Raw genomic sequence first — 25530 nt, forward strand, 5'->3', positions numbered from 1 at the left:
ACAACCGCTTGGAATACCAGTGGTTTGGAGAGACCCGCCCGATCCATGACTGCAACACGGTGACCTGTACTCCGGCGATGCATCAGCTGAACAGACGCACAGAGCTGAGAGTGGGCAAAAGCTCCTTCGGCTATACCGGAAGACAGAAGAAAGTGGATACGATGTAATCCAACTGAGGTATCAAGAGAAAAGACTTATAACCAAAAGGCCTGTCCAGATCGGACAGGCTTTTTGGTTTTGATAAGTGGATAGATAGTCCTAAACAAGGCTTCAATCGATTATTCGCAATTCATCTAGGTGGGCAATAATTGGCTTTGGGCTTATTGAAGAATGTCTTTTTTTGATAAACCTTTCCCCAAATACAGACTTAAGTAAGCTCCTCATTCCCCATTTATTTTTTATTGTGGGCACTAAGATCCTTGGTTATTTGATCCTTGGCATTCTATCCAAACCACCTTTTAATCAAGAATCCCATTGAGGGCATAAAAAAGCCCGACATTTCTGCCGGGCTTCATCAATATTTTAGACAGGATTATTTTCCTCTTTCTCCGATGGAGATCATTGCACATCTGAAACCAATATGGTTGGTAGCAGAATCTTGGTGCATAAATCTTCTGGTACCCGGAGCAAGCCAGTAAGCTACATCTTTCCAAGAACCGCCTTTATAAACTCTAAGCTCATCGGTGAACATAGAGGTTTCATAATTTTCTTGCTCATCATAGACTCCATCTTTTCTCAATGGGTTCAAATCATCAGCATCTTGGAAAGTCAATGGTCGATAAACGTCATAAACCCATTCGTTCATGTTTCCAGCCATGTGGTAAAGACCAAAATCATTTGGAGCCATGTCATAGACGTTGGTAGGAAGGATTTCCCCGTCATTTCTTTGGTTACCTGAGATACCCGCATAGTCACCGCGTCCTCTTTTGAAGTTAGCTAAGAAATCACCCTGCTTTCCTTTTCTTTTAACATTGTAAGGATTTCTTACCCCTCTTCCATCCCAAGGATAGATTCGGCCGTACTCTTGATTTTCATCCAAATACTGGGTTCCGATCATCGCCTTGGCTGCATATTCCCACTCTGCTTCGTTTGGAAGTCTGAAGTCTGCAATAGCTACACCTCGTTCGATCAGCTGATTTTTTGTAAATGAAGAGTCTATTCCTCGTTCTTTTCTAACCAAGTCCTGAACCATCTCTGTTCTCCACTTTGAATAAGTGTCCGCTTGTCTCCAAGATACTCCTGCTACAGGATAGAAATTAAAACCTGGGAATCTAAAGTAATACGACTGATAAAGGTCATTGAAAGACATGGCACCAGACCAAACATTATCTGCAGGCTCCAATTTGGCAATGGAGTCAGCACTTACTTTCTTTTTCATATAGAAAAGGAACTCCCGATAATCATTGTTAGTGATTTCGGTTTCATCCATATAAAAAGAGGCAATGGAAACGGTTCTTTCCAAGTTGTCACGGAAAGCCATGATGTCATCTTCCTGAGAACCTAAGACAGTTCTACCACCTTGAATAAATTTCAAGTTTGGCCCAGGGATTTGCTCAGCTTTTCTTGCTACAAAAAAGTTGGTGGAGTCAGTTTCGTCAAAGGAAAAGGCACTACCGGTGGTAGCACTTTTTTTACCTGGGTCGTTTGCGGTTCTTCTACCGTATCCCGGAGTTTTATTACAGGAGGACAAAATGCTCGCAGAAACCAGCATCAGCGTTGATGCCCAAAGTCCCCAAGAATTGTTTGTAAGACGCATATTTCAGAAGTTTGGTCTATTTCAGTTTGCTAATATAGAAGCATTGAAACCGAGTTCCAATGATTTTTAGGATTGGTAAAATTGGCGAACACCCTCAAATGCCTAAAATGAAGCATATTCTGCAAAATTCTAGGTCGAAATCACAATATTTATGCCAGTTAAATTTTTATGATTTTTTACTAATTCATTTCCAAAAGCATCCTTTCGGCCCCTTTGATGGTCTTTATGCCTTCGATGGTAAGTATCAAACGGTTTTTGGATTCTTTTATTTTACAAATGCGGGAATGAACCTGAGCAAATTTCATGATACTTCCAAAAATCGGAGAGGAATAAAAATCATCCCGGCTAGATGGCAATAAATAACATTTCATCTGATGGTTTTTCAAAACCAGCTTTTCAATTCCCAATTTCTCTGCCAGCCATCGGAGCTTGACGGTTTCCAGAAGCTCTTTTACAACCTCCGGTAATGGCCCAAATCTATCCTGAAGCATGTCGGAAAATTTCCCCAATTCTTCTTCGTTTTTAATGGAATCCAGTTTGGAATACAGGCCCAATCTTTCGCTGATATTTCCCACATATTCTTCCGGAATCAAAAGCTCCAAGTCTGTTTCAATGGTACAATCCTGAACCAAGACTTTTACTTTTTCCTTGAGATCTGTTTCAAAAAGCGCCGCAAATTCATTTTCCTTCAATTCCTGGACAGCCTCATCCAGTATTTTGTGATACATCTCAAAGCCCAAATCTGTAATAAATCCACTTTGCTCTGCACCCAGGAGATTTCCTGCGCCTCGAATATCCAGATCTTTCATGGCTACTTTAAACCCATCCCCCAAATCTGAAAACTCTTCCAAAGTCTGCAGCCGTTTTCTTGCTTCCGGGGTTAGCCCGGACATCGGTGGCGTAAGGAGGTAGCAAAATGCCTTTTTATTACTTCGGCCCACCCGACCTCTCATTTGATGAAGGTCACTGAGACCAAACATATGAGCCCGGTTAATGATAATGGTATTGGCATTGGGTATATCCAGGCCTGATTCAATGATATTGGTGGAGACTAGGACATCGTATTCATGGTTGATAAAATCTACCATGATCTTTTCCAGTTTTTTCCCATCCATTTGCCCGTGAGCTCCCACCACTCTTGCATCCGGTACCAGCTTCATGATCAGGTTGGCAATACTGTCGATTTCCCCAACCCGATTGTGCACGAAGAAAACCTGACCTCCGCGGCGAAGTTCATAGGAAACGGCATCCCTGATGACTTCTTCTTGAAAAGTTTGCACTTCCGTGGTCACCGGTTGACGATTGGGAGGAGGAGTGGCAATCACTGAAAGGTCCCTGGCTCCCATGAGCGAGAAGTGCAAAGTCCTTGGGATTGGCGTAGCAGTCAAAGTCAACACATCCACATTTACCCGCAGGTTCTTGAGCTGGTCCTTGACTTTTACTCCGAATTTTTGCTCCTCGTCGATTATTAGCAATCCTAAATCCTTGAATACAATGTCCTTATTGACGATTTTGTGGGTGCCCACCAAAATATCAATTTCTCCGGTCTTGACCTGAGAGACAATCTCTTTGATTTCTTTTGCTGTTCGGAATCGGTTGATGTAATCCACCTTAACCGGGAAATTTTCAAGCCTTTCCTTAAAAGTCTGATAATGCTGCATCGCCAGGATGGTAGTAGGTACCAATACCGCCACCTGCTTTCGGTCATTGACTGCTTTAAACGCTGCCCGGATGGCGACTTCAGTTTTTCCAAATCCCACATCCCCGCACACCAATCGATCCATAGGATATTGCTTTTCCATGTCGGACTTGACATCAGAGGTAGCCAAGGCTTGATCTGGAGTGTCTTCGTAAATAAAGCTGGACTCAAGTTCGATTTGAAGTACAGAATCATGGGAAAAGGGAAATCCATGAGCCGATCTTCTTTTCGCATACAGGTTAATCAGATCTTTGGCGATATCCTTGACCTGTTTTTTGACACGGCTCTTTTTATTCTCCCATTCCGGAGATCCGAGTTTGGACATGGATGGGGTTTGACCTTCCTGACCAGAATACTTGGATATTTTGTGTAAAGAGTGAATGTTCACATACAGGAGATCATCATCCCTAAATACGAGTCGGACAGCTTCCTGCATTTTTCCTCCCACATCTACCTTTTCCAACCCGGCAAACCTTCCTACCCCATAATCCACATGGACAATAAAATCTCCAGGATGAAGGCTCTTCAGCTCTTTGATCGTCAGTGCCTTGGATTTACTGGCCTTGTGACGGGACTTGTAGCGATGGAATCGCTCAAAAAGCTGATGATCGGTATAGCAGGCAATCTTTAAGTTTCGGTCTACAAAACCCTCTCTAAGACCGAGAAGCATGCTTTGAACTTGAAGTGTAGGATCTAATTCGTGAAATATCCCCAGCAGTCGGTCGATTTGCTTTTCGTTTTCGGCGATGATCAGATTGGTGTAGCCAAGTTTTTCATTTTCAGAAAGGTTGGTGACCAGCAAATCAAAGTTCTTGTTGAAAGAAGGCTGAGGCTGGCTTTCCCAAACTGTTTTAGTTTCGGTTTTGAGATAAAACTGCCTCCCAAATTCCACCACGGAGAATTTCTCTACCTGCCTGATAAAATTCTTTCCTGATTCGAAAATGTCCTGAGGCTTAAGTACCAGTTTTTCTGCTTTGGTTTGGTTGACAATCTGGGAAAATGCCTGTTCTGCCTTGTGAAAGCATTCTTCCATCACGTCCACAGTCAGTTGGTAGTCTTTGATCCAAAGGGTGGTTTTTTCTGGAAGGAATTCCAAAAATGACTGCCGAACCTCCTGAAGAAGCTTGGTCTGTACGTTGGGGATCAAAGAAATCTGGTCAACCGAATCTATAGAAAGCTGGCTTTCGGCATCAAAAGTCCGGATGCTTTCCACCTCTTTCCCAAATAGTTCCAATCGATAGGGGTGTTCATGGGAATAAGAAAATACGTCCAATATTCCCCCACGGATGGCAAACTGTCCAGGCTCATATACAAAATCCGTTCGCTCAAAGTCATAGCTCGCCAACAACTCTGAGACAAACTCCATGTCTATCGCCTCCCCCACCCGCACGGAAAAGGTGTTTTCCACCAAGGATCTTTTGTTGATGACTTTTTCATACAAGGCCTCCGGATAGGTGATATAAATAGAGGACTTTTCCTTGGATTCGAGAATTTTATTCAGGATTTCGGCCCGCATCAGGACATTGGCATTGTCCACTTCGTCATACTGGTAGGGGCGCTTAAAGCTGCTGGGGAATATCAGGTAATCGTCTTTTCCCAGTAGATTCTGCAAATCAGAATTAAGATAGGCTGCCTCTTCTTTGTCTTGTGCAATGATGAGGTGTGTGCCTTCATTTTGAAGGAAAAACGCTGAAAACACCAACATGTCCAAGCTTCCAGAAAGTCCTCTGACCTGCACCCTGAATTTCTCCTGAGCATTGAGCTGGTGGCTGAGAGTTTGAAAAATCGGGTCTGACTGATATAAAGAAATCAAGGATTTACGATCCACTTTCGTTGAGTTTGGGACGTGATAGGATTAAGAGGGACAAATTTAGGGCTTTTGTCTTTTATGAGAGGAATATCCTCAGAATTGGTAATTTTCTGAACCAAGCGGGTTTTAAAATGTTTGGGAAATATGGGAAAACCGAATAGCTCTTCTTCCACAATCCAAAGGTTGGAAAGTCTCCATCCCTACGAAATGCTGATGTATTTGGGGATGATCAGTACTGGTTTGATTTTTCTGTTTTTGGCCGCTGCGTACCTGTTCTCGGGACTTCACCTTCTGGAGGGCCCTGGGCGCCATATTCCGATTGCCTTTCTAATCTCGACCTTTCTATTGGTTTTGAGTGGATATACCGCCAGCAAAATGCGCCTGTATTATCAGGAAGAAAAACTTCCCCAGTTGGAAGGAGCATTGAGAAACACTTTTTTTCTGGGAGTGGCTTTTACCATTCTTCAGTTTGCAGGATGGAAAGAACTTGAGCTGATGGGAATTAATTTCACAGGGATTCCCAGTGGAAGTTTCCTTTATGTATTGTCCGGCATTCACATTTTCCATTTGTTGGGTGCTATGGTTTTTGGGTTGATACTTTTGTTTCAGCTTCGCAAAACCCAAGAAGACGGAATCCGAAAATTAATATTGGTTACCAATCCATTTGAAAAAATGCGAATCCGTCTATTCACCTTGTATTGGCACTTTATGGATGTGATTTGGCTTGTTTTGTTCCTATTATTTATCCTGAGCTTCTGATGAAATTAAAACTTGAAACAACCGTAGAACAAGGATATTTGGACGTAAAGGCCGGATTTGATGAATCGCTTTTCCGAAAATTAAGCCCACCATTTCCACCGGTGAAAGTCCTCCGTTTTGACGGATGCAAAAAAGGAGACTGGGTCAGCCTGGAGTTGAATTTTCTGCTTTTCAAGCAAAAATGGACCAGTGAAATCACAGCAGACCATACTGACGACCTGGAGTTTTATTTTATAGATGAAGGAGTTCAATTGCCCTTTTTCCTCAAAAAATGGAAACATAAGCATCGTGTGATCTCCACCGGGATTCAGTCTAAAATTGTGGATGAGATTGAGTTTGAGGCCCCGTTTTCCTGGATGAATTGGGCAATGTACCCGCTGCTTTCCCTTCAGTTTGCCTATCGAAAGCCGATCTATCGAAAAATTTTCAAAAGGAAGGAGAATTAAGGTTATCGCAATTTTTGATTTTGCAATCACCATACAAAACCAGAGAGTGGCTAGTAATGGCAGATTGAAACTCTTTTCCCATAGTCTCCTTAATCTGATTGATCAGAGGATCTGAGAATTCCCGGATTTTTCGGCATTGATTGCACACGTGATGATCGTGATGCTTATAGGTAAGCGCCTGTTCATATAGAGCCACTTTATCCTTAAACTGGTGTTTCACGGCCAAGCCGCTTTCCACCAAAAGGTCAAGTGTATTGTAGATGGTCGCCCGACTGATGGTATAGCCCTTGTTCCTCATTTTCAAAAACAGCCCCTCGACATCGATATGCTCATCTTCCGGTAATAGATACAATTCGTCGATCACTGAAAATCGCTCAGGAGTTTTCCGGCTTCCCTGTTTGACAAGGAAGTTTTCAAATATTTTTTTGGCTTTTTCTATCAGTACAGTATCTGCCATGGTATTTAGGTCTCGAATTTAAAGATGGAGGATTAGGATTTGTTTGGCAACCCACCTATTTCAAAGCCTGGTAATTTGGGTTTATTCTAAATAAATATTACTTCTCCTAGGTAATCCTGCAACATTTATGGCTGGAATTCGATTTTTATATGTAGAGTACTCAGTCTAAAAGTTGTTATCTTATAGAGACGATTTCACCCAAATATCCCGGCTCTTGAAAAAATATTTGTTTCTCTTTTTTATCATCCTAGGGGCTTTTGTCGCAAAAGCTCAAGTGCCCTGTTTCTTTATGAAAGAGGAAAAAAGAATGGTTCGTTTACCCTTCTATTCTTCCAATAGCTTGATTATTCTTCCGGTTTCAATCAATGGTAGCGAGCCCATTAATTTTTTGATTGACACAGGAGTGCGGTCTAATATCTTGTTCAGCAAAAGCCTTGGGGACGCAGTGGGTCTGGAATATTCCCGTCGGATTAATATTGTCGGTGCAGACGGAAGTGATCAGATCATGGCACAAGTTTCTCCGATCAACACCTTAGACCTAGGACCGATAGAGGGAAGACTTCAGAGTTTATTGGTTTTGGAGCAGGATTTTTTCGAATTGGAATCAGTCATTGGAGTTCCAGTCTATGGAGTTATCGGCTATGAGTTTTTCAAATTCAATCCGGTTCGAGTTAATTATGACGATGGCTGGTTGGATTTTTTCAAGGAAAAGGCCATTAAGTGGAAGCCCCCTTTTTACAGAAAAATGGACATGACCATTGAAGACAGCAAGGCCTACATTGACGCCAAAATCAAACAGGCCAGAGGACCAAAGTTGCAGGCCAAATTATTGATTGATACAGGTGCGAATCATGGATTGCTGCTGAATCGGGAAACAACCGACTCTATCAAAATGCCTCACCTATTCATCGAGTCAGAATTAGGCCAGTCCCTTGGGGGGATTTTATATGGCTATATTGGAAGAGTGGATAAACTCACCTTGGGAGGCCTATCGATGGAACAGGTTTTGACTTCCTATCCTGAAGAAACAGATTACAGTGCGATCATCAAGGCGAGTGGAAGGATGGGAAGTTTGGGCTCAGAGGTGTTGGGAAAAACCCGTCTGATCCTGGATTATCCCCGGAAAAGGTTATTGATTCGAAAAGGGCAGACCTTCTATTCACCTTTTGAATTTGACATGAGTGGCCTGATTGTGAAAAAGCTCCCCAATGATGAAAACCGACTCTACATCGGTGAGGTAAGGCAGGGATCGCCTGCATATCGGGTTGGAATCATGCCATTTGATGAAATTCTTTCCATCAACAAGGTTCCGGCTTTCCTGTGGGAGCTAGCAGAGGTGTTTAAGCTTCTGAGGTCAGAAGAGGGAAGAGAGATCCAGTTGGAAATGAGGAGATATATCAATAATGATATCAATAACTACGACGACTACAAAGTGAGCTTTTTTCTTCGAAAACAGATTTAGAAAACAAGTCGGCAAAAGAAAATTTGGATAAATTTGATTCTTATAAACAACTAAAGCCAGGAAATTCCGTGAACATTCCTCGCTTTAAAACCAACTTAGAACTATGAAAAAAATTCTGATTCCAATTGCTATCCTTGCGGTAGTAGGCATTTTTATTTACACCAAAGCGGTGGGGACCTACAATATGTTTGTCCAAAAAGAGGAAGTCATCAACGGACAATGGGCTGAAGTGCAAACTCAGTACCAGAGAAGGGCTGACCTGATTCCGAACTTGGTCAATACTGTGAAAGGATATGCGGATTTTGAACAGGAGACTTTGACCGGTGTGATTGAAGCACGTGCCAAGGCCACATCCATTCAAATCGATCCGACTAATCTTACCCCGGATAAGTTGGCTGAATTCCAGCAAGCCCAGGATCAGTTGTCGGGTGCTTTGAGCAGGTTATTGGTCACAGTGGAGCGATATCCTGACCTGAAAGCCAACCAGAACTTTCTGGAACTCCAAGCTCAACTGGAGGGAACAGAGAACAGAATCTCAGTAGCTCGTCGAAACTTCAACGAATCGGTACAAGATTACAATTCAAACCTGAGAACCTTCCCGAACAACATATTTGCGGGTTGGTATGGATTTGAAACCAAAGGCTACTTCGAAGCCTCAGCTGGTGCTGAAAATGCTCCAACCGTTCAGTTTTAAGGATTATGGCTGAAAAATTATTTTCCCCGGAAGAAAAGCAAAAACTCGTAGCAGCCATCCAAGCTGCCGAGCTCCTTACTTCCGGGGAAATTCAAATCCACATCGAAAGCCACTGCAAAGGCGAGGTATTGGACCGAGCTGCGGAGGTTTTTGAAACCCTGAAAATCTACCAAACCAAGGACAGAAATGGAGTGCTTTTCTATTTGGCAATAGAAGACCACAAGTTTGCCATCTTAGGTGATGCAGGCATCAATGCCGTTGTAGCTCCGGATTTTTGGGAAAAATGTAAAAATATCATGGCAGGACACTTCCGTGAGGGAAGGTTTACCCAGGGCTTGATGGAAGGAATTCAGCAAGCCGGAGAGCAATTGAGCACCCATTTCCCTTACGATTCTGCCACAGACAAAAACGAACTTTCGGATGACATTTCATTTGGGTAAATCCCACATCCTCTTCTTATTCCTAATATCCATTTCCTTTCAACTTTTTGGACAGGACTTCCCTCCTGTGCCTAATCCTCCCAAGTTGGTTAATGATTTTACCGGTACGCTTAGTGCTCAGGAAGTCGGTCAGCTGGAGCAAAAGTTAGTGGCATACAATGACAGTACTTCTACCCAGATTGCCATTGTCATGATGAGGTCCACAGGTGAATACGAAATTGCTGATTATTCCCAACGTCTGGCTCAGGCTTGGGGAATCGGAGGTGCCCAAAATGACAATGGAATCCTGATTTTGGCTGCAATGAATGACCGAAAGGTATTTATTGCGACGGGATATGGAATGGAAGGGGCTGTTCCGGACGCTTTGGCGAAACGGATTGTCAACAATCTGATCATTCCCAATTTCAAAATGGAAGCCTATTATGAAGGCTTGGATCAGGCTACAGATATGATTATCAAATTGGCATCCGGAGAATACCAAGCCGATGAAGTGACTTCCGATGGAGACCACGGTGGAGCCGCTTTATTGATATTCCTCTTTGTTCTGATTTTCATCATTATTCCTTTGATCAAAAACCGTAAGGACAATGACAACCACATGGGAGGCAAAGGAGGAGGAATTGATCTTTGGACGACCATCATGCTGGCCAACATGCTCAAAGGTTCCAATCAGGGCAAATGGGGAGATTTCTCCGGAGGCCGAGGTTCTTTTGGAGGAGGTGGCTTCGGAGGAGGCGGAGGATTTGGCGGCTTCGGCGGAGGATCCTTTGGAGGAGGAGGAGCAGGAGGAAGTTGGTAAGCCTTAAAACGAAAAAGCGCCCTTGGAGAGGCGCTTTTTTGATTTTTGTTTGGGTTGGAATTAAAGTACTCTTTCCAATTGAGAGAAGTAGAAATTGCCCTCGATAGCTGCGTTTTCGTCGGAGTCAGATCCGTGAACCGCATTGGCTTCGATGGATTTTGCGAAGATTTTTCGGATGGTTCCTTCCGCAGCATTTGCTGGGTTGGTAGCACCGATCAAAGCTCTGAAGTCCTCTACCGCATTGTCTTTTTCAAGGATAGCTGCGATGATAGGACCAGAAGACATGTATTTGCAAAGGTCTGCGTAGAAGGGTCTCTCCTGGTGTACTTCGTAAAACTTACCTGCAAGCTCAGGAGTCAAGCGGGTAGCTTTCATCGCTACGATTTTGAATCCTGCCTCTTCGATCATTTTCAAGATTGCGCCAGAATTGCCAGCTTCGAAAGCATCCGGCTTGATCATGGTGAATGTTCTGTTTCCTGCCATGGGAATGATTTGGTTTAATTTGGCCGCAAAAATAGGAGAATTCAGGAGAATATTCTCTGATCCTGTTTCAATTCTATCCTAGATGCTTCATTTTCAGGAAAGTTCTCACTTTGGCTTTTCTGAAAAAAATACTGACCTTTGCAGGCTACTGGAGCCAAAAGTGCCGCTGAACGATATTAAATGGAAGCTTTAGCTACGTTTCAAAAAGAACTTTCTTCACCCAAAAAAATATTCATCACTACTCATGTGAAGCCCGACGCTGACGCATTGGGTTCTTCTTTGGGCATGGCTAACTACCTACTCAAGAAAGGGCATGAGGTGACGGTGGTGACGCCTTCGGACTATCCCTCTTTTCTGAATTGGATGAAAGGGAATGAAGAGGTGCTGGATTTCACCAAGCCTGAGGATCAAAAACTTGCAATCAAAAAACTGAAGCAGGCGGACATGATCTTTTGCTTGGATTTTTCGGTATTGAACCGAGTCAATGAGCTTGGGGAAATGATTCGGGAATCCAATGCATACATCGTCAACATTGATCACCATCAGGATCCGGAAGAATTTTCCAATTTCAAATTCTGGAGCACCCAAGCTGCAGCCACCTGTGAGCTGGTGTACGATCTCATCGTCCAGCTGGGTGACCGAGAGCTGATTGATAAAGATATTGCGGAGTGCCTCTATGCCGGTATTATGACCGATACGGGTGGGTTTAGACATCCCAATACCACCAAAAACGTCCACCTGGTCGTAGCGGAGTTGATTGATTTGGGAGCGAATGTTTCTCAAATTGCCAACTGGATTTATGATTCCAACTCGGTCAATCGACTAAAATTTATCGGATTTGCGATAACACGAAGGCTGGTGGTCCGAGAGGATTTGCATACTGCCTATTTTGTCATCAGCAAAAAAGATCTTAAAAAATATCAAAGCCGGACTGGAGATACTGAAGGTCTGGTCAATTATGCCCTATCTTTGGATGGGATTAAATTGGCTGCATTGTTTTCCGAAAGGGAAGATGGCATCAAAATCTCCTTTCGTTCCAGTACTGAAGTAGCGGTTAACAAATTCGCTGCGTCTTACTTCAACGGAGGAGGTCATAAGAATGCCGCTGGAGGGAAATCCGCCCAAAGCCTGAAAGATACTGTTGAGTTATTTGAAAAGCTCGTGGAAGAAAGTCAGGCGGAATTGTTTCACTCGGAAAGCATTACTGCAGATTAAAAGCAGATCTCAATCATTCAATGAAATTCTCTTAAACTCTTTATGAAAAACAAACACAGCCTTTTGGCAGCTCTTGCACTGACTATCGGTGTGAGCACTCTTTCCTCCTGTCAGAAAACCAAAGTTACTGAAAAGGACGGCATCGAATTTACTTACATCAAGGAAGGTTCTGAAAAAGCCCCTAACGGGCAGTTTTTGCTGTACAACCTGGAAATCGCCACTGCGAGCGATTCGGTGATCTATACCACTTTGGATCAGCCTTTCCCAGGATATCTGATGGCAAATGATTCCTTGACTCCACAAAACGGGATGGATGAGATTTTCCTTAACCTGAAAAAAGGAGATTCTATTTTCTTCAAGTCCACTGCGAAAATCATTTTCAACGGAAATTTCCCTGAATTCTTGAAAGAGGATGATTTACTTTCTGTGAAATTGGGAGCATTTGACATCAAAACTGACTCTGCCATGCAAGCCTACTACATGGAAGTCATGATGGCTGAACAAGCCAAAAGCGCCGAAAGAGCTAAAGTTTTGATCGTAGAAGAAGGCAAAAAGATCGAAGAATATGCGGCTCAGAAAGGGCTGAAAGTTCAAAAAACAGAAAACGGACTTTACTACGTGATCGAAAAAGAAGGAACTGGTGAAGCCACTACTCCTGGAACGACGATGTATGTCAACTATGCAGGATACCTTTTGGACGGTACTTTGTTTGATACTTCTTGGCCAGAAATCGCCAAAGCCAACAATGCTTTCAACGAAGGCAGACCTTATGAGCCTCTTCCGGTAAATGTCGGAATGGGTCAGGTAATTCCAGGTTGGGACGAAGGATTGATGTTGTTGAAGAAAGGTTCTAAAGCGAAGTTTTTGATTCCTTCTCCACTAGCTTATGGAGAATCTGGAGCAGGAGCTTTGATTCCGGCCAACTCTATCCTGGTTTTTGACGTGGAAGTAACCGACGTTCAGAAATAACCAAAAAATAACTAAACCAAAACTATGAGAACCAAATGGATTGTATTCGCTTCCTTGATTTTGGGAGCACTTTCTGTCGCATCCTGTGTGGATCCTGATCAGACTCAGGAGGTCATTTTGCAGCGGGATAAAGAAGCTATAGAAAAATACATCAGGGATAATGCTTTGCCTAACGCAAAAGAATATTCCGAGCCCATTGAAGGTTTTTATATGTTTTGGGAAGTTTCTACTGACCCTGAGATAAATAACCTGCTCCGTTCAGATACTGTTAGAGTCAACTATACAGGCAAATTGCTTAATAATGAAGTGTTCGATACTTCTATCGAGCAGATAGCAAAGGATAACGGAGTTTTCTCATCCGGTAGAACCTACCAACCCCTAAAATTCCCCTTGGGAGTGGGCTACGCTATAACAGGTTTTGAGTTTGCCTTGTCCTTGATGAGATCCGGGGAAAAGGCCGTTGTGATCTTCCCTTCCCGATTGGGTTATGGAAACCAGCCTCAAGGACCTGTTCCACCAAATTCTCCCTTGGTTTTTGAATTAAACCTGCTTGATGTCAAGCTTGGACCAAATCACCAATAATCTCTGATGAAAAGATTAATTCCCGTTTTCCTTTTTGCCCTGACTGCACTTTTTTCGTGTGAGCCGAATAATCCTTTTGACTTAGGACCTCAATACGATTATGAAGGAAATCTGGCTAAGGACCGTGTGAAAATCGATGCTTATCTGGATACCGCTAAAATCGACAGTTTGTATCGGATTCATGATCCATCTGGCGTTGTGGTTATTGTTCAGGAGGAAGGAGTGGGCTCCCGTCCGAGAGTAAATTCAGTCGTTTATTCCGATTACACAGGTTTTCTGATGGAAAACGGTAAGGTGTTCGACACAAGTTTTGAAGATGTGGCAGTGGCGAATGATATCTTTGATAAGGATAGAAAATATATCCCAATTCAATTCGTGCTCTTCACCAATGAAGTCATTCTGGGCTGGGATTATGGATTCAGCAGGTTGAGGCCCAAATCTAAAGCGGTTATTGTGGTTCCTTCACCTTTGGGTTATAAGGACACTGAAAAAACCAATATTCCCGCGAACTCGATATTGGTGTTCAATGTGGATTTCTTAGGAATAGATTAATTGAAGGGGCTTCGGCCCCTTTTTTTATGGATCGACCATGGAATAGGTGTTTCTCCTTATCCAAAATAAGGACACCGAAATAAAGCCAAATTGGACTCGGATTTTAAAGATTTATCTTCCAGACTCCTTCAAAAATCTTTTTATCTTGTCTGAAATAAAAAGCCAGAGGAAGGCATAAAAACCGGTCAGACTTAGGACCTCCTGCTTTCAGAAATTGGCCAAGAATTTAGACCCAGTAAATACGAGATGATTAAAATCGGAATTATCCGCGAAGGCAAAATCCCTCCAGACAGAAGAGTTCCATTTACTCCCGAACAGCTTAGAGAATTAAAAGGAAAGTTTGGAGATGAGTTTGATTTTTTGATTCAATCCAGCTCCGAAAGAGGGTATTCTGACGAGGAATATCAGAAAGCTGGAATTCCCGTTCAGGAAGATATTTCGGAGGCAGACGTCTTGTTTGGGGTTAAGGAGGTTCCTGTGGCTCAATTGATTCCGGAGAAGACCTATTTCTTTTTTTCCCACACCATCAAAAAGCAACTCTACAACCAGAAGCTCCTCCGGACAATCTTGGATAAAAACATCCGCTTGATTGATTATGAGGTACTGAAGGATGAAAACGGAAATCGGGTTGTTGCTTTTGGTCGCTGGGCTGGTATCGTAGGGGCTTACAATGCTTTTTGGACGTATGGACAGAAAACCGACCTTTATGACCTCCAAAGAGCTAAAGATCTTCAAACCTTATCGGCGCTTCACCAAGAATTGAAAAAGGTCCAACTTCCGCCGATCAAGATCATTGTAACCGGAGCAGGAAGAGTCGGAAAAGGAGTGATGGAGATACTCCAGTCCTTGGGACTGAAGGAGGTGAATACCCACGATTTTCTGCACAATTATTACGAGGAACCGATTTTTGTAGTGTTGAGGTCCTCGGATTATAACCGGAGGAAAAGTGATGGAGGATTTGATCAGGAGGAATTTTATACCTTTCCGGAGCGCTATGAAAGCCATTTTCTGAAGTTTGCTGAAGAAGGAGAAATGCTGATCGGGGCCGCATATTGGAATCCTGGTGCTCCCAGACTTTTTTCCTTGGAGGACATCAAATCCCCTGATTTTTCGCTTTCTGTGATTGCGGATATTACCTGTGATATCGGAGGATCGATACCTACGACCCTCAGAGCGAGTAAAATTTCAGATCCGGTGTATGATGTAGATCGCGAAAGCGGCCTTGAAATTGCAGCTTTTGGAAGCCAAACCAGCATATCCGTCATGGCGATCGATAATCTTCCCTGCGAACTTCCGCGGGAGTCCAGCGAGCAGTTTGGAAGGCAACTTACCCAATGGGTGATTCCTGCCTTATTGGAAGAAAATTCTGAAATTCTGGAAAGAGCGACCGTCACTCGAGATGGAGATTTGACTTTGGAATTTATGTATTTGGAAGAATATGTGAATAAAGAAACACCCGATGAAAAACCTGAATAGATTTCTGGAATCCACGGTTTTAAAACCGACCATGACGGACCAGGATGTGGAATTATTGGTCAAAGATGCGATTGAATGGCAATTTGTGGGAGTCTGCGTGCCCTCTTTTTGGGTGAAAAAAGTCAAAAGAGATCTCAAAGATCAGGACATTCAAGTAGTTACTGTTTTGGGTTTTCCTTTTGGTTTTGAGGATACGGCTACGAAGGTTGCAGAAGCTCGGGAAGCGATCAAAAACGGGGCGGATGAATTGGATCTGGTTTGGTCTCAGACGGCGTTTCATTCCGGTATGAACTGGCCCAAAATCGAAATCGCTCAGCTTTCCAAAATCTGTCACGACGAGGAGCGGATCTTAAAAGTAATTATTGAGACGGCCTACCTTTCTCCGGAACAAATCCGAGAGGCCTGCTTGATCTGTCAGGAAGCAGGAGCCGATTTCGTCAAAACTTCCACGGGCTATGCGCCCTCAGGAGCTAAAGTGGAGGATATCCGCCTGATGCGGGAAACTCTTTCCTCGGGAGTTGGGATTAAAGCCAGTGGAGGAATCAAGAGCTTGGATTTTGCTTTGGAGTTGATTCAGGCAGGTGCAGACCGTATTGGCACAAGCTCAGCTGTAGCCATCATGAAGGAGTTGAAAGCGAGGATGGCTTAGGATCTGCTAAAGTAGATCAACAAAAAGGGGATGATAAAAAACATCAAGAGGATGTAAGCAAAGCCTAGGATTCGGTTGTCAACTGATTTTTTCCCCATAAAGCTGGCCATGCGAACCGGAATTTTCCGGATTTCCGGGAACGGCAGAAAGATCAAGGCACCGATACTGTTGAACAAGATGTGGACGATTGCCAAGGCAATGGCCGCTTCAGATTTGTACAAAGAGGCAATCACAGCGGTGATCGTCGTTCCGATATTGGCACCGATGATAAAAGGAAAGCTTTTTGCCAGACTTACTCTTCGATTGGCCACCAATGGCACTACCAAGGAGGTAGTAACGGTGCTGGACTGGACCAATGCGGTAAAAAATGTGCCGTAAAGGAAAGCTAGACCTGTTTTTTTAAAGATCAGGTTATTGATATTGTTAAAGCTATTCAGCACAAAGGACCGGTACATCGCAGTGGACAGGATCTTGATCGCTCCAAACACCAGAAAGACGGCCAAAATCATCGTCAGAAAAGGGATGCTGATATGGTCAATGATCCATTCCGTGATAGGTCGGGTAAAAAGCTTGTTGTACACTATCGGTCCTTCGAAAGAATCATCGATGGAGAAGAGACCTGCAATTTTTTGGGACAATCCAGAAAGGAAACCAAAATAGACTTCCAAGGGAAGGAGGATCATTACCGTCAGGATATTAAACATATCGTGAAGAATCCCGGCAGATAGGGCTCGTCGAAACTCCTTTTTTTCCATGAGGTAGGAAAAAGATACCAAAGTAGAAGTCAATGTGGTCCCGATATTGGCACCAAGGACCATGGGCACGGCTTGTTGAAGACTCATGTTTCCGGAGGCGACTATAGCCACAATACTTGCGGTGACTGTGGAGCTGCTTTGGATGAGGGCAGTCACCAATAAACCGATAAATAAACTTATAAATGGATTCCGAGTGGCCTGCAGAATTTCCTCAGCCGCTGTAGTGTTAATGGCGGCCATCGCCACTGTCAGCAGATCAATGGAGAAAATAAACAGGATGAGACCTAATACGATGAGGATTAGGTTTCTGGCTTTATGAGACGAATTGGATTTTTGGGGATCCAAGTTTTCCATTAATTGTTTCTGTAAGCGACTAAGTGCAGCCTCTGTGAAATTTAATTTTTAGAATATTAATGAATAATATGAGCAAAAGTTGAAATTTTTTTTGAAAATGCGTCTTCAAAATTGGCCTTTGGAGGGCTTTTCTGTTTAGTTAACAATTTGTTAACATGGGGGAAAGGTATCTTCTGTAATTTTGTCTTCCATTAAAAGCCCAGCCACCGGCAATGAAAAAACAAATCGACCAGAATATCAATCAGGACAAACTTTCTAAAAGAGTCTATTCCCTGTTTGATTTCACCAAAAGTGAGCGTCCCTTCCTAATTACGATATGTATCCTTATCTCCATCGCAGGTTTGATCACCCCATATACCTATGCTGCGATGTGGTTTGGGTTTGCATTGGCAGCTTATTCAGCGATAGCTAATGACAGTATCCAGACGATCGGAACCTTTATAGCTTCCAATACTAAAAGACCTTGGTGGATGCTTTGGCTATTCATGGGTTTGATCTTTGTCGGCACCGTGACCTACAGCTGGGTCAATTTCAACGGGGATGTGAGTTATGAGCGACTGAGTGTACCCGGACTCGAAAAAGCTCCGGAAAGTTTTGTCTTTTTACAGCTGGCAGCACCGATTGTCCTCTTGATTCTTACCCGGATGAGGATGCCAGTTTCCACGACATTTTTGCTGCTCAACGTCTTTACTTATAAAGCCGGAACGATCGTCGATGTGATGTTCAAAAGCTTTGTAGGATATTTCTTGGCTTTTGGCTTGGCGATAATCGTGTGGTTTACGCTGGAGCGATTTTTTAAGAATTACCTAAAAGGCCAACCCAAACCTTATTGGATGGTCCTTCAATGGATCACTTCCGGTATTTTGTGGGCAGTCTGGATCATGCAGGATGCGGCGAATATTGCAGTATTCCTTCCACGACAATTGGACGTGGTGGAGTTTTCGGTTTACACTGGCTTTGTTTTCTTGGGACTGGGCTTCCTGTTTTATCTGAAAGGAGATAAGATTCAGGCGATCGTCAATGAGAAATCCAATGTCACCGACGTCCGAGCTGCTACTATTGTGGACTTGGTCTATGCAGTCATCCTGTTCTACTTTAAGATTCACAGCAAAGTACCGATGAGTACTACTTGGGTATTTATTGGCTTATTGGCAGGTCGTGAATTAGCCATTGCTGTTGGCAAGCACGGCAAAGCCAAAAAGAGAAATGCCTGGCTGGTTAGAGCTTTCCGATTGGGAAGAAAGGATGTTTTCAAAGCATTGGTAGGTCTTGTGGTTTCCTTGATTCTTGCGGTAATCATCAATAAAGGAGTAAGAGACGAGATAATCGCCATGTTCTAACTTGAGCTTTGGAATTATTTAGCCACGAATATTACATGAATGAAGCCCTTAAGCAGGCCAAAATGGCCTTTGAAGAGGGTGAAATTCCCGTAGGAGCGGTGATTGTATCCAAAAATAAAATCATCGCCCGCGGTTATAACCAAACCGAAAAGCTTCAGGATGTCACCGCCCATGCGGAGATGATAGCCATTACCTCAGCGGCAAACTACCTGGGCGCTAAATATCTCCCTGAGTGTAAATTGTACGTAACTTTAGAACCTTGCCCCATGTGCGCAGGTGCCTTGTTTTGGTCTCAAATAGGGGAAATCTATTATGGTGCATCGGATCCCAAAAGGGGATTTCATCAATGCAACGCCTCCATGCTGCATCCCAAAACCAAGGTTTTTTCGGGGATTTTGGAAAAAGAAGCCCAGATTCTGGTGACCGATTTCTTCAAAAAATTGAGAGATTAAGTCTTTTTGAGGAATAGAGAACCTTTTTTGGTCAAGTTGGGTTTTCAAAACACACCTTAGATTTAAGGAATAAGAAATTCATGTTTAACCCTAAATTTTAAAATAATGGCTTTTACACTCCCATCTTTACCCTACGCTTTTAATGCTCTGGAGCCGCATTTTGATGCCCGTACCATGGAGATCCATCATGGTAAGCACCACAATGCCTATGTGACTAACCTAAACAATGCGATCGCAGGTACTGACCTCGAAAACAAATCTTTGGAAGAGTTGATGCAGGTGGCTGGTTCCAATGTAGCTGTCAGAAACAACGGTGGTGGTCACTGGAATCACAGCCTGTTTTGGGAAATCCTTTCTCCAACTGGCGGAGGCGAACCTTCAGGTGATTTGGCAGGTGCCATCAACGCTAAATTCGGAAACTTTGATTCTTTCAAAGAAGTCTTCAACAAAGCCGCTGCAACCCGATTTGGTTCAGGATGGGCTTGGTTGATCGTGACTACTTCTGGTACTTTGGAAGTAGTTTCTACTCCAAATCAGGACAATCCTTTGATGGATGTTGCCGAAATTAAAGGCACTCCGATTTTGGGTCTTGACGTGTGGGAGCACGCTTATTACTTGCACTACCAAAACAGAAGACCGGATTACATTTCTGCTTTTTGGAATATCATCAATTGGGCTGAAGTAGAGAAAAGATACAAAGCTGCGCTTTAATTAGAAGATGAAATAATAAGGATCCCGGACCACTGGTTCGGGATTTTTTTGTCCTAAACCGAATAAAATATTGTTCGGTATTGAGACAGTGGTTTTTATTGGGGCTTTGGAAAAAGCTGATTGGGGCTATTTTAGGCAGTATTTGACTCCTTGGCATTTCATTTTCCTATAGACTGGCACAAGTAAAAGACTAAGCCAATCTATTAAATGATGAAAACAACCAGCTTTATTTTTCTGACCTTTCTTATCTACCTCTTGGGGATAAGTAATCTGGCTGCCTTTCCCAAAGAGGTAGCGAAAATTTCAGGAAAAGTGGAAGACCAAAAAGGTCAGCCTGTTCCTTATGCAAATGTTGCCTTGATCTCTGTAGATGGAGGATTGATAGACGGGGCTGTTTCTGATGAAAGCGGAAACTTCCTGATCGAGTCCGTCAAAAGTGCCAAAGTAAAATTGGTGATTTCCTCCATCGGATATAAGAGCTTTTCCACCGAGACTTTTGAGCTTCAGCCTGGAGTAGCAAAGGATTTTGGAAAGCTCACCATAGAGGATGAAATGACAGGATTAGATGAGGTTACCGTGAAGGCCTCTCGTCCTGAGATAATCATTGAGCCTGATAAGACCATTGTCAACGTGGAAGGAACGGTCATGGCGGAAGGATCCAATGCCTTGGATGTACTTGGTAGATCTCCGGGAATATATGTGGATCAGGATGGCAATATCAATCTCAATGGCAGATCCGGTGTCACGGTCATGATCAATGATCGGCCTTCCTATATGAGTGCCACTGATTTGGCGAATTTCCTCCGATCTATGCCGGCTGACAATATCAAAAGCATCGAGGTAATCAATAATCCTTCCTCAAGATTTGATGCGGAAGGCTCCGCTGGAGTAATCAACATTCAGCTGAAAAAGAATACCGTAGATGGTGTATTTGGGAATGTTCAGCTTGGAAGCCAATACAACGGATTATATGCTCCAAATGCCGGTGCCACCTTGAATGTGAAAAAAGGAAAATGGTCCACCAATGGAACCTTCAACTATAATGAGTATGCCAATCATAATGACTTGGATATCTTCCGGAATTTCACCTTGGAAAATGGAATATCCAGCTTCAACCAGGATTCCAGAATCACTTCGAGATACAGGACTCCTTCTTTTGTAGGATCTGCTAACTATGAGATCAACAAAAATCAAAATCTGGGCTTAAATGTTCAGCTTTCTTCCGCAAGCGATCAAAATACCAGTGATTCCAAGACTACAGTGACCAACCCGGGACAAGACTACAACAATTACATCAAGTCCCTGAATGATGCTGAAGGGAAAAGAGCCCGTGTGTTCTCCAACCTTCACTATGATGCTAAACTGGATACTTTGGGAACCAAGATTTCAGCCGATGTGGACTTCACCTTGATGGATAACAGTAGCTCCTCGATGTTGAATAATAACTTTTGGAGCGACCTAGATCCCAACGCTGTGGATCGGGATAGGATCCGAACCCTAAACGATATGTATTATACCATCTTTACCTCTAAGGTTGATTTTACCAAGCCTTTAAAGGGAGGAAAAATTTTGGAAACTGGTCTTAAAGGAAGCTGGGTGAAATCCGACAATGATTTGAATTTGAGCAAATCTGAAGAAGAGGGGCCTTTTGAGCAGGATCCGAATTCCAATCAGTTTATCTACCAAGAGAATGTTTTGGCAGGATATGCATCTCTAAAAGGATCTTTCAACAAAAAACTAAGCTATCAAGCCGGGCTAAGAGGGGAATACTCTGATATCACCGGGAATTCAGTGACCTTAAAAGAAATCAATACACAAAGGTATTTCAACCTGTTCCCGAGCTTCTTTGTGCAGCACAAAGTCAGTGACAGCTATCAAGTCGTCTATAATGTGAACCGTAGAATTACAAGACCTAACTACCGATTGTTGAATCCTTTTGTGTACTACATAGATCCACTGACTTCAGAGAAAGGTAACCCGGGATTGACACCTCAATATTCCACGAACTTTGAAATGAACCATGTGATCAAGGGAGCCTACCAATTCACCTTAGGTTACAGCGTGACTGAGGATACCTTCATGCAGGTTTTTGAACAAGATCAGGAGGATCGAACCACAACCACATTTACGGATAACTTTGATAAGACCAGAAATGCCAATTTCAGAGCCATCCTTCCTTTTGAAATCAAGAAATGGTGGAATATATCCAACATGGTTCAGGTCAACTACAACCAGTTCCAGACTCAGATCGGAGATGACTTCCTGGATGTTGGGCAAGTGTCCTACATGGCCAGAACCCAGCAGAATTTCGTGCTGCCAAAAGGATTCAAGATGGAATTGATGGGAATGTATTTGGGTCCTCAAATCTGGGGTCAAGGAAAAATAGAAGGCTTTGGATGGGTAGATTTGGGGCTTACCAAGTCCCTGATGAAAGACAAGCTTTCACTATCCGTCAACGGAACGGACTTGTTTCGAACTCAGGTAATCCGTGCCAAGGTAGATTTTGCTGATATCGACACCTCCTTCAGACAGTATCGTAGTAACCAGGGAATCCGGTTTACCTTGAGATATAATTTTGCCAAAGGTGAAAGCTTCAGAGTGAGGTCTAGTACCGGAAGCTCCGAAGAAAGAAACCGATTGGATTAAACCAACCACCAGCCTTGCAAAGCCTCTTCTTTTGGAGAGGCTTTGTTTTTTTAGGGAAAAGGTGAAGCTTCGTCCTATGGATTTCTGGGACTTTCATACACATCAGACAGGTAAGGCTAATTCCATCCAAAATGCTGGTCTGGATACATTGGCAAATCATCAAGCCTGCTCATTGGGAATCCATCCCTGGTTTCTGGAGGAGGGTTGGGAGGATATTTTTGAGGAGATTTCAAAACAAGTGCAACAAAACACCTCCATTTTAGCCATTGGAGAGTGTGGATTTGACCGGCTAAAAGGGCCAGCCCTTGAACTTCAAAAAAGTGCTTTTCGAGCCCAAGCTAAGTTGGCCCACGAGTTGGGGGTTCCCTTGATTTTACATTGCGTCAAAGGGCATGATTTATTTTTAGAGTTTTTGAAAAAAGAAAAATCCCTCCCCAATATCCTCTGGCATGGATGGAACTTGAAACCCGAATTGGGTCAGGCACTTTTGGATTATCCAGTCTATTTTTCCTTTGGAAAGCACTTGCTTCTTCCTAGTAGCCACGCTGCCGAATGGCTGAAAAGAGTTCCTTTGGATCGGGTTTTCCTGGAAACTGACGATTCCAAAATCGAAATTGCTCAGATTTATCAAGCTGCTTCCCTAATTTTGGGCCTCCCTTTGGATCGGATTGATCAGCAAGTCAGGGATAATTGGAACAAAATTTCATCTAGAAAAATCAAATGAGTGAATTTGCTTGGCTCAGTCGGACGGAGCTGATTGTAGGTAGAGAAGGACTGGAAAAATTAGCCAATAAACATGTATTGGTCGTGGGATTAGGAGGCGTTGGTTCCTTTGCGGCAGAATTTATCTGTAGATCTGGAGTAGGAGAGATGACCATTATTGACGGTGATACCGTGGATATTTCCAACTGCAACCGTCAGCTACCTGCCACCCAGCTAAATGTAGGGCAGTCCAAAGCAGAATGGATGGAGCAGCGATTGCTTTCGATAAATCCCAAACTGAAAATCCACACCCTCCGTCAATTCTTGAATCCCCATGACATGACGGCCCTATTGGAGGAGAATCATTTCGACTACGTGGTGGACTGCATAGACAGTTTTACCCCAAAACTTCACCTGATCGAAGGAGCCTACAAACGTGGATTTCCCTTGGTAAGCTCCATGGGTGCAGGAGGAAAAGTGGATCCGACCAAAATCCGGGTGGTAGACATTTCAGAAACCCATGAATGCAAGCTGGCCAAATTTGTCCGGAAGAAGCTTCGCTACCGTAATATCTATTCAGGATTCAAAGCTGTATTTTCCACTGAGCGGGTGATAAAAGAGAGCCTCATGCTGACTGATGGCAAAAACTTCAAAAAATCTGCTTATGGGACCATGTCTTTCTTGCCAGCCGCATTTGGATGCTCCTGTGCAGCCACGGTGGTGAATGATCTTTTAGAAAGCTGATTATTGAAAATGATAAAGGAATACCAAAAGGCCTGTGAAAGCAGGCTTTTTTTGATCCTTGATTTCCAGCTTTACTTCAACTTCAGCTTTTACAGTCCCACGGAGATTTGCGACATTTTTTAGCCTAGCCACCAATCTTACCTCGCTGTCCACGGTGACTGCCTGAGCAAATCGGAGATTTTCAATTCCATAATTGATCATCATTTTCAGGTTTTCGACCTGAACGATCTGTTCCCAAAGGTGGGGTACAATACTTAATGTCAAATACCCATGGGCAATGGTATTGCCAAATGCGCCTTCTTTTTTGGCTCTTTCGGGATCACAATGAATCCACTGGTGGTCGTGGGTAGCGTCCGCAAAAAGGTTAATCTGCGATTGGGTGATTCTAAAATAATCTGAGGCGCCTAGTTCTTGGCCGTTATGACTTTCAAAATCTTCAAAGCTGCCTATTCGTAGGGGATTCATTAAGCTTATAATTTTGGTTTGCTTCAAAATACATAAGATTCCTCTGGAATTACAAATAGGATAATCCGCGGAATTTAAGGCTCAAGAAAGAAAAAGAGATTAATTGTTTGAAGTCAAGTCCCTTAGTTTGGTCCGAGATTTTTGATTGGGAAATTAAAATGCCATTTTTTTCTCCCAATTTGCACCGGTATTTGCGATCGTTTAATCCAAGCATATGAAAGTAATCCTTTGGATCTGGAGATTTCTTTGGAAGACAGCCCTTTGGTTTTTTGGCCTATCTATAGGGCTGGTTGTTTTTTACCGCTTTGTACCGGTTCCGGTTACTCCATTAATGGTAATCCGGCTGTTTGAGCAAGGGTTTGATGAAAAGAGAGAAGTAAGGTTGTACAAAGATTGGGTCTCCATTGATGAAATTTCCAAAAACATGCCTCAGGCTGTGGTAGCTGCAGAGGATCAGAAATTTCTAGATCATAATGGATTTGACTTTGAAGCAATGGAAAAAGCCTGGGAAGGAAATAAGAAAGGCAAGAGGGTAAAAGGAGCAAGTACGATTACCCAGCAAACTGTCAAGAATGTGTTTTTATGGCCTGCCAGGAGCTATGTAAGAAAAGGCCTGGAAGCCTATTTCACGGTACTTGTAGAGCTAATTTGGTCCAAAGAAAGGATCATGGAAGTGTACCTGAATGTCATCGAAATGGGAGACGGAATCTATGGAATTGAGGCCGCTTCCCAGTATTATTACAAGATCCCAGCGGCCAAATTAAACCGTAGCCAAGCTGCAATGATTGCAGCAGTTCTTCCAAATCCAATCCGCTGGACTCCCTCCAGGCCAACCGCTTACATCCGTGGTCGCCAGTCTTGGATTCTCCGTCAAATGAACAATTTGGCTCCTGTGGGATTTGGGAAATAAAAGAATTGATTTTAAAATTATATTATTTCAAGATTTTTTTTCCGGTAACCTGATTTTGTTCGAATTGTTGGTTTATATCCTTCAAAAAAAATCGAAATCCAAATAATATTTCAAAACTGGAAAAAATCAAGCCGAGATTTCGTGGGGTTAATTTTAAAAAAATTTTAAAAAGCCCAGAAGGAAAAAAGGCCTTAGGAGGCTCC

Annotated in this window: 25 protein-coding genes; 19 read left to right on the forward strand and 6 right to left on the reverse strand. The window is 43.1% G+C overall.

Going from position 1 to position 25530, the window contains the following annotated elements:
- Window positions 1–532 precede the first annotated feature (532 nt).
- Window positions 533–1756, reverse strand: a complete 1224-nt coding sequence (gene gldJ, locus G458_RS0116875) for a gliding motility lipoprotein GldJ (RefSeq protein ID WP_026952932.1) — start codon at window positions 1754–1756, stop codon at window positions 533–535.
- A gap of 179 nt (window positions 1757–1935) precedes the next feature.
- Complete coding sequence (gene mfd, locus G458_RS0116880) at window positions 1936–5283, reverse strand: transcription-repair coupling factor (RefSeq protein WP_026952933.1); 3348 nt, start codon at window positions 5281–5283, stop codon at window positions 1936–1938.
- A 126-nt stretch (window positions 5284–5409) separates the two neighbouring features.
- Here mfd and G458_RS0116885 point away from each other — a divergent pair, with 126 nt between their 5' ends.
- Both G458_RS0116885 and G458_RS0116890 read left to right on the forward strand, forming a co-directional pair.
- Window positions 5410–6024, forward strand: coding sequence for a cytochrome c oxidase subunit 3 (locus G458_RS0116885; RefSeq protein WP_026952934.1), 615 nt, complete (start codon window positions 5410–5412; stop codon window positions 6022–6024).
- Window positions 6024–6470: an SRPBCC family protein gene (locus tag G458_RS0116890; protein ID WP_026952935.1), complete on the forward strand. Its 447-nt coding sequence runs from the start codon at window positions 6024–6026 to the stop codon at window positions 6468–6470. The genes G458_RS0116885 and G458_RS0116890 overlap by 1 nt, the downstream gene beginning before the upstream one ends.
- Here G458_RS0116890 and G458_RS0116895 read toward each other — a convergent pair.
- On the reverse strand, window positions 6451–6927 hold the full coding sequence (locus G458_RS0116895) for a Fur family transcriptional regulator (RefSeq protein ID WP_026952936.1): 477 nt from the start codon (window positions 6925–6927) through the stop codon (window positions 6451–6453). The two genes, G458_RS0116890 and G458_RS0116895, sit on opposite strands and share 20 nt — an antisense overlap.
- Window positions 6928–7141: 214 nt before the next feature.
- On the opposite strand from G458_RS0116895, the gene G458_RS0116900 reads away from it, so the two are divergent.
- The 4 genes from G458_RS0116900 to G458_RS0116915 all read left to right on the forward strand — a co-directional run bounded on the left by G458_RS0116900 (window position 7142) and on the right by G458_RS0116915 (window position 10322).
- Window positions 7142–8389 (forward strand): aspartyl protease family protein, encoded by a 1248-nt coding sequence (locus G458_RS0116900; RefSeq protein WP_026952937.1) that lies wholly within the window; start codon window positions 7142–7144, stop codon window positions 8387–8389.
- Between the two features lie 103 nt (window positions 8390–8492).
- Window positions 8493–9083: a LemA family protein gene (locus tag G458_RS0116905; protein ID WP_026952938.1), complete on the forward strand. Its 591-nt coding sequence runs from the start codon at window positions 8493–8495 to the stop codon at window positions 9081–9083.
- Window positions 9084–9088: 5 nt separating this feature from the next.
- Window positions 9089–9523 carry a TPM domain-containing protein gene (locus G458_RS0116910; protein ID WP_026952939.1) on the forward strand — a complete coding sequence of 145 codons (435 nt, stop codon included), beginning with the start codon at window positions 9089–9091 and terminating at the stop codon, window positions 9521–9523.
- Window positions 9504–10322, forward strand: coding sequence for a TPM domain-containing protein (locus G458_RS0116915; RefSeq protein ID WP_026952940.1), 819 nt, complete (start codon window positions 9504–9506; stop codon window positions 10320–10322). Before G458_RS0116910 ends, G458_RS0116915 begins: the two co-directional genes overlap by 20 nt.
- 60 nt (window positions 10323–10382) lie before the next feature.
- Here the strand turns inward: G458_RS0116915 and G458_RS0116920 are convergent, their stop codons facing one another.
- Window positions 10383–10805 (reverse strand): nucleoside-diphosphate kinase, encoded by a 423-nt coding sequence (locus G458_RS0116920; protein WP_026952941.1) that lies wholly within the window; start codon window positions 10803–10805, stop codon window positions 10383–10385.
- 180 nt (window positions 10806–10985) lie between these two features.
- Between G458_RS0116920 and G458_RS0116930 the strand changes: the two genes are divergently transcribed.
- The 6 genes from G458_RS0116930 to deoC all read left to right on the forward strand — a co-directional run bounded on the left by G458_RS0116930 (window position 10986) and on the right by deoC (window position 16248).
- Window positions 10986–12020, forward strand: a complete 1035-nt coding sequence (locus tag G458_RS0116930) for a DHH family phosphoesterase (RefSeq protein ID WP_026952942.1) — start codon at window positions 10986–10988, stop codon at window positions 12018–12020.
- Window positions 12021–12062: 42 nt separating this feature from the next.
- Window positions 12063–12989: an FKBP-type peptidyl-prolyl cis-trans isomerase gene (locus tag G458_RS0116935; protein ID WP_026952943.1), complete on the forward strand. Its 927-nt coding sequence runs from the start codon at window positions 12063–12065 to the stop codon at window positions 12987–12989.
- 24 nt (window positions 12990–13013) lie between these two features.
- A complete protein-coding gene (locus tag G458_RS0116940; protein WP_026952944.1) occupies window positions 13014–13571 on the forward strand; it encodes an FKBP-type peptidyl-prolyl cis-trans isomerase in 558 nt (185 codons plus the stop codon).
- A 6-nt stretch (window positions 13572–13577) separates the two neighbouring features.
- Window positions 13578–14123, forward strand: a complete 546-nt coding sequence (locus G458_RS0116945) for an FKBP-type peptidyl-prolyl cis-trans isomerase (RefSeq protein WP_026952945.1) — start codon at window positions 13578–13580, stop codon at window positions 14121–14123.
- A 249-nt stretch (window positions 14124–14372) separates the two neighbouring features.
- Window positions 14373–15599, forward strand: coding sequence for an NAD(P)-dependent oxidoreductase (locus G458_RS0116950; protein WP_035468495.1), 1227 nt, complete (start codon window positions 14373–14375; stop codon window positions 15597–15599).
- Window positions 15583–16248 carry a deoxyribose-phosphate aldolase gene (gene deoC / locus G458_RS0116955; RefSeq protein WP_026952947.1) on the forward strand — a complete coding sequence of 222 codons (666 nt, stop codon included), beginning with the start codon at window positions 15583–15585 and terminating at the stop codon, window positions 16246–16248. The genes G458_RS0116950 and deoC overlap by 17 nt, the downstream gene beginning before the upstream one ends.
- Here deoC and G458_RS0116960 read toward each other — a convergent pair.
- Window positions 16245–17357: a Na/Pi symporter gene (locus G458_RS0116960; RefSeq protein WP_026952948.1), complete on the reverse strand. Its 1113-nt coding sequence runs from the start codon at window positions 17355–17357 to the stop codon at window positions 16245–16247. The two genes, deoC and G458_RS0116960, sit on opposite strands and share 4 nt — an antisense overlap.
- 212 nt (window positions 17358–17569) lie before the next feature.
- Between G458_RS0116960 and G458_RS0116965 the strand changes: the two genes are divergently transcribed.
- The 6 genes from G458_RS0116965 to G458_RS0116990 all read left to right on the forward strand — a co-directional run bounded on the left by G458_RS0116965 (window position 17570) and on the right by G458_RS0116990 (window position 23952).
- On the forward strand, window positions 17570–18697 hold the full coding sequence (locus G458_RS0116965) for a hypothetical protein (protein WP_026952949.1): 1128 nt from the start codon (window positions 17570–17572) through the stop codon (window positions 18695–18697).
- Window positions 18698–18705: 8 nt separating this feature from the next.
- Complete coding sequence (locus G458_RS0116970) at window positions 18706–19149, forward strand: nucleoside deaminase (RefSeq protein ID WP_026952950.1); 444 nt, start codon at window positions 18706–18708, stop codon at window positions 19147–19149.
- A gap of 105 nt (window positions 19150–19254) precedes the next feature.
- On the forward strand, window positions 19255–19860 hold the full coding sequence (locus G458_RS0116975) for a superoxide dismutase (protein WP_026952951.1): 606 nt from the start codon (window positions 19255–19257) through the stop codon (window positions 19858–19860).
- A 207-nt stretch (window positions 19861–20067) separates the two neighbouring features.
- Complete coding sequence (locus G458_RS0116980) at window positions 20068–22506, forward strand: outer membrane beta-barrel protein (protein WP_322786244.1); 2439 nt, start codon at window positions 20068–20070, stop codon at window positions 22504–22506.
- Window positions 22507–22582: 76 nt separating this feature from the next.
- Window positions 22583–23230, forward strand: coding sequence for a TatD family hydrolase (locus G458_RS0116985; RefSeq protein ID WP_026952953.1), 648 nt, complete (start codon window positions 22583–22585; stop codon window positions 23228–23230).
- On the forward strand, window positions 23227–23952 hold the full coding sequence (locus G458_RS0116990; protein ID WP_026952954.1) for a tRNA threonylcarbamoyladenosine dehydratase: 726 nt from the start codon (window positions 23227–23229) through the stop codon (window positions 23950–23952). Before G458_RS0116985 ends, G458_RS0116990 begins: the two co-directional genes overlap by 4 nt.
- Here the strand turns inward: G458_RS0116990 and G458_RS0116995 are convergent, their stop codons facing one another.
- Window positions 23953–24417, reverse strand: coding sequence for a MaoC family dehydratase (locus G458_RS0116995; protein ID WP_026952955.1), 465 nt, complete (start codon window positions 24415–24417; stop codon window positions 23953–23955). It lies immediately after the preceding gene.
- Window positions 24418–24631: 214 nt separating this feature from the next.
- Between G458_RS0116995 and mtgA the strand changes: the two genes are divergently transcribed.
- Entirely contained in the window at window positions 24632–25327 is a 696-nt protein-coding gene (mtgA, locus tag G458_RS0117005; RefSeq protein WP_026952956.1) for a monofunctional biosynthetic peptidoglycan transglycosylase, read from the forward strand.
- The last annotated feature ends 203 nt before the right edge of the window (window positions 25328–25530 follow it).

The organism is Algoriphagus mannitolivorans DSM 15301, from assembly GCF_000429425.1.
Taxonomy (GTDB): Bacteria; Bacteroidota; Bacteroidia; order Cytophagales; family Cyclobacteriaceae; genus Algoriphagus; species Algoriphagus mannitolivorans.